At 69.8% G+C, this 14,653-nt stretch carries 6 protein-coding genes; 2 read left to right on the top strand and 4 right to left on the bottom strand.

Annotation, left to right across the window (positions count from 1 at the left end; all coding sequences use genetic code 11):
* Window positions 1-126: 126 nt before the first annotated feature.
* The 4 genes from FHY02_RS06890 to FHY02_RS06875 all read right to left on the bottom strand — a co-directional run bounded on the left by FHY02_RS06890 (window position 127) and on the right by FHY02_RS06875 (window position 10,634).
* Window positions 127-2,646, bottom strand: coding sequence for a glycoside hydrolase family 3 C-terminal domain-containing protein (locus FHY02_RS06890; protein ID WP_311731788.1), 2,520 nt, complete (start codon window positions 2,644-2,646; stop codon window positions 127-129).
* Window positions 2,643-5,237: a glycoside hydrolase family 2 protein gene (locus FHY02_RS06885; RefSeq protein WP_183921067.1), complete on the bottom strand. Its 2,595-nt coding sequence runs from the start codon at window positions 5,235-5,237 to the stop codon at window positions 2,643-2,645. The genes FHY02_RS06890 and FHY02_RS06885 overlap by 4 nt, the downstream gene beginning before the upstream one ends.
* Complete coding sequence (locus FHY02_RS06880; RefSeq protein WP_183921066.1) at window positions 5,237-7,567, bottom strand: family 20 glycosylhydrolase; 2,331 nt, start codon at window positions 7,565-7,567, stop codon at window positions 5,237-5,239. Before FHY02_RS06880 ends, FHY02_RS06885 begins: the two co-directional genes overlap by 1 nt.
* Before the next feature lie 271 nt (window positions 7,568-7,838).
* Complete coding sequence (locus FHY02_RS06875) at window positions 7,839-10,634, bottom strand: TonB-dependent receptor (protein ID WP_260158553.1); 2,796 nt, start codon at window positions 10,632-10,634, stop codon at window positions 7,839-7,841.
* Between the two features lie 353 nt (window positions 10,635-10,987).
* On the opposite strand from FHY02_RS06875, the gene FHY02_RS06870 reads away from it, so the two are divergent.
* Both FHY02_RS06870 and galA read left to right on the top strand, forming a co-directional pair.
* Window positions 10,988-11,725 (top strand): GntR family transcriptional regulator, encoded by a 738-nt coding sequence (locus tag FHY02_RS06870; protein WP_183921065.1) that lies wholly within the window; start codon window positions 10,988-10,990, stop codon window positions 11,723-11,725.
* The gene (galA, locus tag FHY02_RS06865) at window positions 11,725-14,610 is read left to right on the top strand and encodes a beta-galactosidase GalA (RefSeq protein ID WP_183921064.1); all 2,886 of its coding nucleotides are present in this window, start codon (window positions 11,725-11,727) and stop codon (window positions 14,608-14,610) included. The genes FHY02_RS06870 and galA overlap by 1 nt, the downstream gene beginning before the upstream one ends.
* Window positions 14,611-14,653: the final 43 nt, after the last annotated feature.

Raw genomic sequence — 14,653 nt, 5'->3', positions numbered from 1 at the left:
CTCCTAGGTCGTCATCCCGGACATGGTCCGAGATCCACCGTGCCGCGCGCGTCGCGATCGCGAGGTGCGCTGCGAGGTAGGCCCCGGGACGGATCCGGGGCGACGAGGTGGTAAGGCGAGGCGCCCTCACTTCGGCAGGTCTTTGTCCTCGCCCGTTAGAGTCACGGCGACCCAGCTTCCCTCTCCATCGCCCGGCTGACCGCCGCCGACCCAGACGCGATAGGCGCCCGGCGGCACGTGGCGGCGGCCGTCACGCTCGACCACGCTGAGGAGGCGCGGGTCGAGCGTGAGCCGCGCGGTGCCGCTCTTGCCCGGCCGGAGCGCGATGCGCTGGAAGCCGGCAAGCTGGCGCTGGAGTACCGGTGCCGTGAAGCTCCCACCCTTGGTGGCTGGCGGCACGACATAGGCCTGCACCACCTCCTCGCCGGCGCGCTGGCCCTGGTTCGTCACGCGCACGGTGAGCGTCAGCGGCGCTCCCGCAGCGAGCGTGGCTGGCGCGCTGACTCGATCATAGCCGAAGCGGGTGTAGCTCAGCCCGTGGCCGAAGCCCCAGAGCGGTGCGCCGGTGAAATAGCGGTAGGTCCGGTCCTTCATGCCATAATCGACGAAGGCGGGCAGGTCGGTTGTCGCCTTGTAGAAGGTCACCGGCAGCCGGCCCGACGGGTTGGTCGCACCTGAGAGCACGTCCGCCAGCGCGGTGCCGCCCGCCTCGCCGGGGTACCATAGCGCCACGATCGAGTCCGCCACCGCGGGATCGACCGCGACCGCGCTGCCGCTGGCGAGCACCAGCACGATCGGCTTGCCCGTCGCCTTCAGCGCGGCGAGCAGCCGCTGCTGCGGCGCTGGCAGCGCGATGTCGGTACGGTCACCACCGACGAAGCCAGGTACCTGCACCTGGAGCGCCTCGCCCTCGAGGTCGGGCGAGAGCCCGCCGACCACCACCGCCATGTCGGCGCCGCGCGCGGCGGCGACCGCCTCGTCCAGCAGCGCGTCGGCGGGGGGCAGCCACAGCAGGCGGAAGCTGTCGTCCTCGCTGCGATGGTCGAGCGTGAGCTCGAGCGGCTGCGCGCTGCCATCGCTGTCGTAATCGATCTCGACGCGGCCCTTGGGCAGCGCACCGTCGTGGAGCACGCGCCCGCCGATCGTCAGCCGCGCGCTGTCATGCGTGGTGCAGTTCTTCCAGCATTGCGTCTGGTCGAGCACCAGCCGGTAGCGCCCCGCCGCCGGCGGCTGGAGCGCGCCGATCCAGCGCGCGACATAGCCGGTCACCGGCAGCTCGGGCGAAGGGGCGGCGCGGTTGAGGTCGAGGTCGATCGTGCGCGCCGCGGCGGGGGCGACGGTGCGCTCGCCCGCGGTGTAGCTAACGGTCAGCCCCTTGAGCGCGGTCTCGGGCAGCACCACCGGCGCGCCGTCCGCCAGCACCGAGCCCTGCGCGTAGGTCGCGCCCGGGAAGCGCGCGCGCACGCCCTGTAGTGGCGTCACCGGGCGCGCGGCGGTGCCGTGGTAGTTGCCCTGGAGGACGCCGAGATCGTCCGCGTTGGCGCCGATCACCGCCACCTTGGTACCCGGCGCGAGCGGCAGCCGATCGCCGTCGTTCTTGAGCAACACGATCGCCTTGCGCGCCGCCTCCAGCGCGATCGCGTGGTGCGCGGGCGTGCCCACTTCGCTGGCTGCGATCTTCGACCAGGGACTGGTCGCGCCGAACGCGATGCCGAGCGCGCGACGCGCCTCGAGCGAGCGGATCAGCGCGCGGTCGACCTCCTGCTCGCTCACCAGCCCGCGCTTCACCGCCTCGGGCAGCGCGCCATAGGTGTTGCCGCAGTTGAGATCGTCACCGCCGCGCACCGACACCGCGGCCGCCTCGGCGGCATCGAGCCGGTAATGGTGGAAGAGATGGACGTTGGCGACCGCGTCGCAGTCGGAGACGGTGAAGCCGGTGAAGCCCCAGTCGCGCCGCAGCCGGTCGTTGAGCAAAGGCGAGGAGGCGCAGGCGGGCACGCCGTGGATGGAGTTGTAGGCGCACATCAGCGAGCGCGCCTTGCCCTCGGTGATCGCGAGCCGGAACGCGGGGGTATAGGTCGCCTCCAGGTCCTGCGGGCTCGGGTCGACGTCGAAGCCGTCGCGCCCGGCCTCGGGGCCGCTGTGCACCGCGAAATGCTTCGGGGTGGCGATCACCTTGGGATAGAGCGGGTTCGGCCCCTGCAGCCCGGTGATGAAGGCGACGCCCAACTTCCCCGTGAGATACGGGTCCTCGCCATAGGTCTCCTGCCCCCGGCCCCAGCGCGGGTCGCGGAAGATGTTGATGTTGGGGGACCAGATCGTCAGCCCCTCATAGATGCGGCGGTCGGCGTCGACCGGTCGCGCGTTGAAGCGCGCGCGCGCCTCGGTCGCGACCACGTCGCCGATGCGGTGAACCAGGTCGGTGTCCCAGGTCGCGGCCATGCCGATCGCCTGCGGGAAGACGGTGGCGTAGCCGTTGCGCGCCACGCCGTGCAGCCCTTCGTTCCACCAGTCATAGGCGGGCAGCTTGGCCTTGGCGTCGGCCGGCGCGGTGCTCTGCAACTGCGCCGCTTTCTCCTCGATCGTCATCGTCGCGACGGTCGCGGCCACCGGGTCGGCGGCCTGCGCGAGTAACAGCCAGATCAATGCTTTCCTCCCAGCGAGCGCAGCACCAGCGCGCGCTTCAACGCGGTCGGCGATGCTGCGGACTCGATCGTGACGGTGCGGCTCTCGCCGGGCAAGAGGTCGAAGCCGTCGTCGGACGGTTGCGCCGCGGTGGCGCCGAAGTCGAGCATCACCGCCTTCGCCAGCTTCTGCGCGGTGACGGTGACGCTGCGCCCGTCCCAGCGCGCGCTGAGACCGGGATCGGGCCAGCGCATCGCCTTGGGTAGCACGCGCTCGATCACGCGGCGGCTCACCACTGCGTCGCCGATGATGAGCTCGGCAACCGCATAGCTCGCCTCGGCGGGCGCGGCGGCGAACAGCTCGGCGTCGGCGATCGAGGCCACCTCCGCGGCGGCGAGCGGCGCGAGCGTGAGGTCGCCGCCGCGCTCGCCCAACGCGCCGCCGTCGGTGGCGAAGGCGCGCACACGCCAGCGCGCCGCGATCGGCTGGGTCGCGTCGGACACGACGGCGATACGCAGCTTTCCGTCGCGATGCTCGGCGACGATCGCCTGCGGCGCGAAGAAGCGACGCGCGGCATAATGGAGCAGCTTCCACCGCCCCGAATGATCGATGCTCGCCCAGGAGATCGCGGGCCAGACGTCGTTGAGCTGCCAGTAGAGCGAGCCCATGTTGGTCGGGCGGCAGGCGCGGTGATGCAGCGCGGCCAGCTCGATCGCCTGCATCTGGTTGACCTGCGTGAGATAAACGAATTCGGCGAAGTCGCGCGGCTCGCCGAGGCGCTCGCGCAGGTAGAACATCAGCCGCTCGTTGCCTTCGCCGGCGAGGAACTTCTGGTGCGCGCGCATCACCGGCGCATCGGGGGTGAGTTTGAGCGTGCCCGCGAAGTCCTTGATCGTGGCGAGGTCGGGTGCGCCCTGGAAGCCGTACTCGCTCATGAAGCGCGGGCAGCTGTCGAGATAGTTCTCGACCGGCTTGGAGCCCGACCACACGTCCCAGAAGTGGCGGTCGCCGGCGGCATCAGTGTCGACCGGGCCCTCGTAACCGGTCGAGGGTGAGCCCGGCCAGTACGGGACCGCCGGGTCATAGTCGCGCACCGCGTCGCGCAGCACGCGGTCGAACAGCACCGCCATGCCGGTGCCGATCCGCTCCTGCTCGTCGGCGCCGACCCGCTTCTTGAACGCCTTGCGATCGGACCAATTCTCCCAGCCCGACAGCACCTCGTTGCCGCCCGCCCACAGCACGATCGAGGGGTGGCCCGAGAGGCGCGCGACCTGTTCCTCGGCCTCGACGCGGACGTTCTCGCGGAACGCCGCGTCGGGCGGGGTGACCGAGCCGCCGAACATGAAGTCCGACCAGATCATCAGCCCCAGCTCGTCGGCGACGTCGAAGAAGGAGTCGGGCAGATAATGGCCGCCGCCCCAGATCCGCAGCATGTTCATGTTGACCGCCTTCGCGTCGCGCAGCAGCCCGCGCATCGTCTCAGTGGTGACGCGCGACGGGAAGCTGTCGAACGGGATCACGTTCGCGCCCTTGGCGAAGATCGGGATGCCGTTGACGCGGAAGCCGAAGGCGCCGTCGCCGCGGATCAGCTCGACGGTGCGCAGGCCGATGCGGCGCTCGGCGCTGTCGCTGGCGGTGCCGCCCTCGACCAGAGCGCCGGCGACGCGGTACAGCGGCTGCGCGCCATAGCCGACCGGCTGCCAGCGCTGCGGCGACGCGATCGCGAGCGGCACGGTGACGCGGTTGAGCCCGGGGGCGAGCGAGACATTCTGCTCGGCGGTGACGGCCTTGCCGTCGGGGCCCGTTACCTGCGCGCGCAGGGTCGCGGTGCGCGCGCGGTCGGCGATCACCTCGAACTTGGCGGCGAGCCGCGCCTCCTGGTCGTTGAGCGCGACCTGCTCGACCACCATCCGGTCGAGCCGCGCCTCGTCCCACGCCTCGAGCCGCACGTCCTGCCACACGCCGACGTTGACGATGCGCGGACCCCAGTCCCAGCTGTAATGGTACTTGGGCTTGCGGATGTAGGGCGAGGTCTGCTTGCCCTTGGGCTCGTCGCCGAACGCGGAGTCATACTCGCCCGGCAGCGGGTTCGCCTCCGCCAGCACCATCGGCTGGAGCTTTCTGATCGGCGAGGCGAAGGCGATCGTGACCTCGTTGCGCCCGACCCTCAGCCATTTCTTGGCGTCGACCCGCCAGCGGCGGTGCGCGTTGTCCGCGGTGAGCCCGACCTGACCGTTGATCGAGACGGTCGCGAACGTGTCGAGCCCGTCGAACACGAGGTCGAGATGGTCGCGCTGGAGCATCGCGGGCGTGACGTCGAGCACGCGCTGATACTGCCAGGCGGTCAGCCCGGCCCATTGGATCGCCGCCTCGTTGGTGCGCAGGAACGGGTCGGGCACCTGCCGCGTCGCGATCAGGTCCTGCTGGACGCTGCCCGGCACCGTCGCGGCGAACCACTGGGCGGCGCGGGGATGCGCCCTGGCCGCGGCGGCGTCGGCGGGGTCGATCCGCACGCGCCAGCCGGTGTCGAGCGGGGTAACGGCCTTGGGGGCGGCGGCCGCGGCGCCGGCGACGAACAGGAGCGGCAGGCAGAGCAGGGCGGTACGACGCATCAACGACGGTCCGTGAGGCTGACCCGCTCGACCGCGTACAGCGGCTCGGTGAGCGGGGAGGTGAACTGGAAGCAGAGGTCGCGGTCGCCGTCCATCACCGGCAGCGTGCCGGTGAAGCGCTGCCGCTGCGGCGCACTCGCGGGATCGGGCAGCGGCAAGCTCGCGACGATCACGGGGCGGGGCGCGTCGGGCACGGGCTTGCCGTCCTTCATCGCGGGGCAGCCCAGCATCACCAGCAGCTCGCCGTGGGGAGTCACGTTAAAATGGCGACGCACCTTGTCGACGTCGTGCGCCAGCCCGTGGTTGCGCGCCAGTCGCGCGACCTCGATGGTGAAGCCACCCGCCACGTCGAGCGGCGCCGCGGGATAGACGCTGCACAGGTTGAAGATGTTGATGTCAAAAGTCGGCGTGTTGGCGGTGGCGTCGGTGGTGAGCGGCACCCGCAGCCCGCGCGTCTCGCCGGGGCATGCGGCCATCTCGCCCGACACGCGCGTGAGCAGCGCCTTGCGTCCCGTGTCGAACGCGCGCGGCGCGGCGAGCGCGGTGCCGGCGGCGTCGAACGGTGCGGCGCGCACCGTTTGCCCGAGCGCGAGCGACAGCGGTGCGGCGTAGCGACGAGACTTGAGCGTCGGCGCCGAGCCGTCGAGCGTGTAGCGGATCGTCCCCTGCGGCGCGTCCTGCGCGAGCGTGAGGCTCACCCGCTTCCCGCGCAACGCGTCGCCGCGCGTGCCCGCGAGCCGGAAGTCGACCGCGGCGCTGGAGTCCGCCACCTCGACCCCGCCGCGCTTCCAGCGAGCGACCTGCGGCTGCAGCCGCGTCAGGAAGCCGGCGAAGTCGCGCGGCCGCTCGATCCAGCTGTTCTCCGCCAGCGCGGCGAGGCGCGGGAAGATCGAGTGCTGATACTGATAGGGCGTGACGAGATACTCGCTCCATAGGTTCATCTGCGCGCCGAGCACGTGGCCCGCCTTGGCCGGGTCGAGCCCCTTGGGCATCGGGTCATAGGCGTAGGTGTCGGCGAGCGTCTGCACCTGGATCGGGCCGGGCGGCTCGTCGGCGCGGTGGCTCTGGAGATAGTTGATGTACATCGTCGGCGCGGGCGAGAGCACGACGTCGTGGTTCTGGTTCGCGGCGTCGATGGCGCCCTTCTCGCCGCGCCACGACATCACCGAGGCCGACGGGGGCAGGCCGCCCTCCAGGATCTCGTCCCAGCCGATCAGCCGCCGACCCTTGCTCGACAGATAGGTGCCGAGCTCGTCGATCAGCCAGCTCTGCAGCGCGTTCTCGTCCTTGAGGTGGAGCGCCTTGATCTGCGCCTGGACGGCGGGGCTGCGCTCCCACTGGTCCTTCACCGCCTCGTCGCCGCCGAGGTGGACGTAGGTGCCGGGGAACACGTCGATCAGCTCGTCGAGCACCTGCTTGACAAAGGCGACGCCCTCGGGCCCGGGGTTGAGCAGATAGGGGAAGATGCCCCAGCCGTTGCCCGTCTCGGGCCGGTCGCCGAGCACGCCCAACTCGGGATAGGCCGCGACCAGCGCCTGGGCGTGGCCGGGAAGGTCGATCTCGGGGACGATCGTGATGCCGCGGTCGGCGGCGTAGCGTACCAGGCCGCGCAGCTCGTCCTGCGTGTAGAAGCCGCCGTAGCGCTGCATCGGCGCCGCGCCACCGGTGGAGGGCGGGGTGCGCCACGCGCCGACCTCGGTGAGCTTCGGATAGCGCTTCACCTCGAAGCGCCAGCCCTGGTCGTCGCTGAGATGGAGGTGGAGCGTGTTGAGCTTCACCGCGGCCATCTGGTCGACGATCCGCTCGATCTCGGGCAGCGGGAGGAAGTGCCGGGCGGTGTCCAGCATGAGCCCGCGCCAGGCGAAGCGCGGTGAATCCTCGATCGTCACCGCGGGCACGCGGACGGGCTGGCCGAAACGCGCGTCAGGGCTGAGCAATTGCACCAATGTCATCGCACCGTGGACGAAGCCCGGCGCGGCCGAGGCGGCGACGCGGACGCCGTCGCGCGCGACGGTGAGGCGATAGGCCTCATCGCCCTTGATCGAGGGATCGGCGACGAAGCGGATCCGCGCGCTCGTGGCCTCGACGGGCGCGAGTGCGATGCCGCGCGCGGTGCGGACATGATCGATCAGCAGCCTGGCCGCGGTCTCGGCCAGCGGCGTTTCCGTGGCCACGCCAGTGCCGGCGGCGACGGTCAGCGTGCCGGTTCCGCGCGTGAGCGACTGCGGCATGGGAAGCAGCTTGGGTACGTCACCGCCGCGCTGCGCCGTCGCCGGTGTCGCGATCACCAATGCCGCCCCGATCGAGGCCCCCAGCGTGCTGCGGATCATGCCCACCCCTTGGTTACGTTTTGGTATTAAGAGGTATCATGACCGATGCGCCGCCAGGCGTCCATGCCTCGGCCATAAAAAGAAAGGGCTGTGGCTTGGGGGATGCATGACTTCGTGGGGAGAGGCGGAGCCGTATGAAGAGCGGAGCCGCCCTCGCTTACTGTCACCCCGGCGAACGCCGGGGTCCAGTTGAGCGACGTTGGTGGCTCCCACCCCGGCTTCCCCAACTGGGCCCCGGCTTTCACCAGGGCGACAGGTATGGCAGCCCACTTTACATCCGGAAGGTGACACTTCCCACGAAGGTACGGCCGTTCTTGTAGAAGGCCGACGGGCGGTCGCGCGTGCCGCTATATTGCAGGTAAGTCTCGTCGAGCAGGTTCTGCGCGTTGACGGTCAGCGAGATGTTCGGCGTCAGCGCGAGCGAGGCCGAGGCGTCGAGCTGGTTGTAGGGCGCCACCATCTCGAACGAGTTCAGGCGGCCGATCGCGCGGAAGTAGGACGAGCGGTAATTGTAGCTGACGCGCGCCTGGAAGGGTCCCTTCTCGAAATAAGGGATGACGTTGACCGTGTGCTTCGAAAGATAGGGCAGGTTCAGCTCGCCGTCCACGCCCGGGATCACCGAGGTCGAGCTGTCCTGATAGGCATAGTTCGCCTGGATGCCGAAGCCATTCCAGATCTCCGCCTGGCCGTTGACCAGCACGCCGTTCACCTTCGCCTTGCCCGCGTTGATCGGGCTGGAGAGGCGATAAGTGTTGATCACCCGGCCCTCGAGCGAGTTGTAGAAGCTCTGGTTGTTGAGCGTCGTCGACAGGATGTAGTTGCCGATCTCGCGGCGATACAGCTCCAGCGACAGCAGCGCGCCCGCGCGCGGGTAGAATTCCGCGGTCACCTCATAGTTGGTCGACTCATAGGGCTTCAGGTTCGGGTTGCCGCCGCCCGCGTCGAAGGTGACGTCGTTCTGCGTGATCGATGCCGCGAGGTCCTGATAGCGCGGACGCGAGATCACCTTGGCCACCGCGCCGCGCACGATGACCTGCGGATTGATCTCATAGGCGACGTTGAGCGCGGGAAGGAACTTCAGATAGTCGGTCGAGGTGCTGGTCGGCACCGGGATCGGGTTGGGGTTGTCCAGGGTCGGCAGCGACAGCGCATAGTAAGACACGTCGCGCGTGTAGACGAGCCGCCCGCCGAGGTTGCCGCGCAGGCCGCCCTGGTCGAAATTGACCTGGACGTAGCTGGCGGCGGTGCGCTCCTCGACGCGGGTCGAACCGCCGACCTTGGTGAACAGCGGCGTGTTGATGCTGTTCGCCAGGATGTCGATCACCGCCTCGCGCGGCAGGTTGAGATATTGGGTCGCGGAGCCCGAGCCGCCAGAGCCGTCGAAGATGCCGTCCGGCGTGGTCAGCGTGGTGACGCCCAGCTCGGAGCCTAGCTTCGAGGTCGTCAGATAGGTGTTGATGCCGCGTGCGTCGATCTTGTTGACGTGGTCGGTGATCCGCGCGCCGATCAGCACCTGCTTGAAGAAGCCGTCGCCGAGCGGGACGGTCGCGTCGAAGCCGCCGAAGATGTCGCGATCGGTCGTGACGCTATAGTCGAGGCCGCCGATCTGCGCTGCGTTCAGCTGCGTGCCGTTGACGTTGTAGGGCACGCCCTCGATCGTGACCGGATTGTTCTGCGGGTTGGTGAAGTAATTGGCCGGGTTGGTCAGGTCGCCGGTATAGTTCACCTCGGCGGTGGTGGGGCTGATTGCGTAGCTGAACGGCAGCTTGGTCTGCACGTTGAACAGATATTCCGGGTTGCGCCCGCCGGTCGCCTTGCTCCACCCGCCGAGGAACGTCACCTTCGCGCCGTCGTCGCCTTCCCAGTCGGCGAAGAAATTGAGGTTGTCGGTCTTCAGCTTGGTCGCTCGCACCAGCGTGTCGACCTGCGCGTTGCGCTGGCTGGTCGCCGCGCCGAAACTGGCCTCGGTCACCAGACCGTTCGAGACGGTCGCCGATTGCAGGTCCGCGCCGCTCCACGCGCCCGGGATGGTGTACATCGCCTGGCTATAATTGTTGTAATTGCCGTTGATGTGCAGGCCGTTCAGGGTCAGCGTCAGGTTGCTCGCCGGGCGGTACTGCACCGTGCCCGAGACGCTGGTGCGCTCGCGCTGCTGCTGGAAATAGGCGTAGTTGATGCCGAACGGCGAGGCGGCCTTGTACAGGTCGGAGATGGTGCCGCCGCTGACCGTCGCGTTGGGGTTCTTCAGGCTGAGCGCGCCTGTGGCGCTGTCGCGATTGACGAACGGGCTGCTGTACGTGCCGTCGGCGTTGGGAACGCTGTTGTCATAGCCGAAGAACTCGACGCCCGCGCGGACCAGCTGCTGCTTGTCATAGGTGGCGGCGACGAGGAAGCCGAAGGTCTCGTCTTTGTTCTTCCAGCTGTACAGCCCCGAGCCGCGGACGCTGCCCTTGTCCGAACGGTCATTGTAGGTGTAGCCGCCCGAGCCGAACAGCGAATTGGCCTCCAGCTCCAACGGCCGACGCGTGCGCACGATCACCGTGCCGCCGAGGCTGCCGTCCTCGAGCCGCGCCTCGGGCGACTTGTAGACCTCGAGCCGGTCGACCAGCTCGGGTGCGAGCAGCGAATAGTTGAAGGTGCGGCTGGACGGGTCGTTGTCGTTGCCGCCCCAGTCGGCCGAGGCGAGCGCGTGGCCGTCGAGCAGCATGCGGTTGAGCGCCGGATCGGTGCCGAGGATCGCGACTTTCTCGCCCTCGCCGAAGCGGCGGTCGATCGACACGCCGGGGATGTGCGCGAGCGATTCGGCGACGTTGCGATCGGGAAACTTGCCGATGTCCTCGGCCGAGATCGCGTCCACCACCGCGTTGGCGCTGCGCTTGACTTCGATCGCCTGCCGGAGGCTGCGCGCATAGCCGGTGACGACGACGTCCTCGCCGGTGGCGTCGCTCGACGGATCAACCGCCGGGGCGGCCTCGCTCGGCGGTGTGGTCGAGGGCGGGGTCTGCTGCGCCTGCGCGGTGCCAGCGAGGCCGGTCAGCGCGGTCGAGAGTAGGACCAATTGCCGCATACGCATCGTCATATTCTCCCCTTTGGGCGATCCGGCCCTGACCGCTCGCCCGATGTGAAAAGCCGTATTCGCCCCGCGACCGCGCGTCGGGTTGATCCCGCTCTGCGATTTCAACATGGTATAACCAAAGTATACCAATCAAGCGACAAAAAATTGCACTTTGGTTACGTGTCGTGCACGTTCCAGTAAGTGGCGGACGGGGTTGGGTTTCCCGATCCGGCCGTGATGGCCGGGTGGCGTGCTCGGGCCGGCACTAAGTGGTTCTATCGATGGGATCGCGGCGATTGTGGCGGTGGACCGGTTCCGGTACGCTGCGATGATCCGGCGACGATCGGCGGGCAGGGGAGAAGAGAATGGGGTTCGCCGAAGAGATCGGAAAGTTCCGGCGGGGCAATGCGGCGCCACTCTACCTCCAGCTACAACAGGTGATCCGCGACGGGATCGGCGGCGGCAAGCTCCAGCAGGGCGACGCCATCCCGGCCGAGCGCGATCTCGCGGTTGAATATGACGTGTCGCGCATCACGGTGCGCAAGGCGATCGGCGGCCTGGTCGAGGAGGGATTGCTCACCCGGCGGCGCGGCGCGGGCACCTTCGTCGCGGGGCGCGTCGAGAAGAGCTTCTCCAAACTCTCGTCCTTCACCGAGGACATGGCAGCGCGCGGCAAGACCGCGTCGAGCCAGTGGATCCTGCGTGCCGCTGGGACGGTGAGCCCCGAGGAGTCGATGGCGCTCGGCCTGTCGCCCGGCGCGGCGGTGTACCGCTTCCACCGGCTGCGCAGTGCCGACGACGAGCCGATGGCGCTCGAGCTCTCCACCATCGCGGGCTATTGCCTGCCCTCGGCCGAGGCGGTGGGTGACTCTCTTTACACCGCGCTACAGGCGGCGGGCAGCCGGCCGGCGCGCGCGCTGCAGCGGTTGCGCGCGGTGCCGTTCGGGGGCGAGCACGCGCGCATGCTGGGTGTCGAGTCGGGCCATGCGGGTCTGCTGATCGAGCGGCGCGGCTTCCTGCGCGACGGGCGCGCGGTGGAGTTCACCCGCTCTTACTATCGCGGCGACGCGTACGACTTCGTGGCCGAACTCTCCGATCTCTGATGCGGCGGCGTGACTTGCTGCGCGGTACCGCCGCGCTCGCGACGGTCGCGGGCGCGCCGCTCGCTGCGGCGCCGGCCGCGCGCCGTTCTGCCGGCGACGGGCTGCCGATGCCCGCGCCCGTTGACGCGTTGCCGCCGCCCGCCTTCGTCGGCGATCCCACGCGGGTGCGGCTCGAGCGCGGCTGGCTGTTCCACGAGGGCGACATCGCGCCGCCGCGGCTCGACACGCACAATGCCACCTACCTCAGCGTCAAGGCGGGCAACGCGCAGGGCGCGGCGGCGATCGACTATGACGATTCCGACTGGCAGCGCGTCCGCCTGCCGCACGATTGGGCGTCGGCGCAGCCGTTCGTCGCAAGCGCCAATGTCGCGCAGGGCTATCGTCCACGCGGGATCGGCTGGTACCGCCGCCACTTCGCGCTCGACGTGAGCGACCGCGGGCAGCGGATCGAGCTCCACTTCGACGGCATCGCCACCAACGCGACGATATGGGTCAACGGCAGCGTCGTGGCGCACCAATGGTCGGGCTACACCAGCGTCTACGTCGACCTGACCCCGTTCGCGCGCTTCGGCGAGGAGCTCAACACCGTCGCGATTCGCGTCGACGCCGAGGCGATGGAGGGCTGGTGGTACGAGGGGGCAGGTCTCTACCGCCATGCCTGGCTGGTGCGCCGGCCGCCGGTCTCGATCGCGAGCGACGGCGTCCATTGCGACCCGCGCCGCGGCGCGGACGGCGCGTGGCACGTGCCGGTGGCGGTGACGCTCACCAGCGTCGCGCGCGACGATCGCGCGGTGCGGGTCGAGGCACGGCTGCTCGATCCAAACGGGCGCGAGGTCGCGCGCGGCGATACCGAGGCGACCGTCGCCGCGCTTGACGAGGCGGAGGCGCGCGTGTCGCTCGCGGCCGGCGCGCCGCTGTTTTGGTCGGTCGAGCGGCCGACGCTCTACACCGTCGTCACGCGCGTCACGGGCGAGGGTATCGCCGACGAGCGCCGTACCCGGATCGGCTTCCGCACCGCGCGCTTCGACGCGAACGAAGGCTTCTTCCTCAACGACCGGCCGGTAAAGCTCAAGGGCGTCTGCCTCCACCAGGACCATGCCGGCGTCGGCGTCGCCGTGCCCGACTCGCTGCATCGCTGGCGGCTCGAACGCCTGAAAGCGATCGGCTGCAACGCGATCCGCTGCTCGCATAACGCGCCTGCCGCCGAGTTCCTCGACCTGTGCGACGAGATGGGCTTCCTCGTCATGGACGAGAACCGCCAGTTCAACCCCGCGCCCGATTATATGGCGCAGCTACAATGGCTGGTGCGGCGCGACCGCAATCATCCCTCGGTGATCCTCTGGTCGGTGTTCAACGAGGAACCGATGCAGGGCACTCCCGCGGGCGTCGAGATGGTGCGGCGGATGGCGCATGCGGTTCGCGCGCTCGACGACGCACGCCCGGTCACCGCGGCGATGAACGGCGCTTTCTTCGAGCCCGCCAGCGTGTCGAGCGTCGTCGACGTCACCGGCTTCAATTATTATCAGGGCGACTATGACCGCTTCCACCAGCTCTTCCCGACCCGCGCGCTGACCAGCTCGGAGGACACCAGCGCGTTCGAGACTCGCGGCGCCTTCGCCAGCGACCCCGCGCGCCATGTCATCTCTTCCTACGACGACGAGGCGGCGAGCTGGGGCGGGACGCACCGCGCGACCTGGCGTGCGATCGCGGAGCGGCGCTTCGTCGCGGGCGGCTTTACCTGGACCGGGTTCGACTATCACGGCGAGCCGACGCCTTATGCCTGGCCGACGATATCGAGCTTCTTCGGAATCATGGATCTCTGCGGCTTTCCCAAGACCGCCTATGACGTGCACCGCGCGCACTGGGTCGACGATGCCGCGGTGGTGTCGATCGCGCCGCACTGGACCTGGCCGGGGCGCGAGGCGCAATCCGTCCGCGTGCTGGTGATGAGCAACGCCGAGGAGGTGACGCTGACGCTCAACGGCCGCGCGCTCGGCACGCAGCGAGTCGACCGGATCATGGGCAACGAGTGGCAGGTGCCGTACGCGCCCGGCCGGATCGAGGCGGTGGCGCGGCGCGACGGGCGCGAGGTGGCGAGGGCGGCGCACGAGACGGCGGGCGCCGCGGTGGCGCTGCGGCTCACCCCGGCGCGGCGCGTGATGCTGGGCGACGGCGAGGACGCGCTGCCGGTGACGGTCGACGCGATCGACTCGCGGGGGCGCCACGTGCCCACCGCCAACCTCCCGGTGCGCTTCGGCGTCGGCGGTGCCGAGATCATCGGCCTGGGCAACGGCGATCCCAACAGCCACGAACCCGAGCAGGGTGACGGGCGCAGCCTGTTCAACGGGCTGGCGCAGGTGATCGTGCGCGCCGCGGCGAGAGGCGGTGCGGTGACCCTGACCGCCACGTCGCCGGGGCTTCGAAGCGCGCGCGCGACGATCGACCGGCGCGCGATGGCGTCCCCGGCCAATTGGCCCGAGCAGCGTCGCGCCCAGCCGCTGGCCGAGTGGCGCCGCTCGCCCGCGTCGCGCGAGCGCCCCGCCGCGAACGCCGCGCCGCCCGACGGCGACAACAACAGCTGGGCGTTCGTCCGCTCCGGCGCGCTGGTGCCTGGCGAGGCGGGCGCGGACTGGCATGCGTGGCGCACAGTGGTGCGGCCGTGGCGGCGGGTCGGCGCCGAGGGCGGGATCATCCGCTTCGATTCGGTGGCGGGAAGCGCCGAGCTGTTCGTCGACGGTCAAGCGATCGCGAGCAAGCGCGACGCGACGCCGGGTCGCTTGGAGGCGCGGGTGCCGGCAGGGTCCGGCGAGCGGGTCGTGTTGCTGCTGGTCAAGGGCGCGGCGCGGGCGGGGATCGCCGGCGAGGTGACGCTCGGCGCGAACTGATTGGCCACTTGGGCTCCACCTCTCCGACAGGGATCGTTGCCCG

This window comes from Sphingomonas sp. BK069 (assembly GCF_014193405.1).
Lineage (GTDB): Bacteria > Pseudomonadota > Alphaproteobacteria > Sphingomonadales > Sphingomonadaceae > Sphingomonas.
Note: the sequence above shows the minus strand (reverse complement) of the source record. Positions and strands in the feature narration are given on the sequence as shown.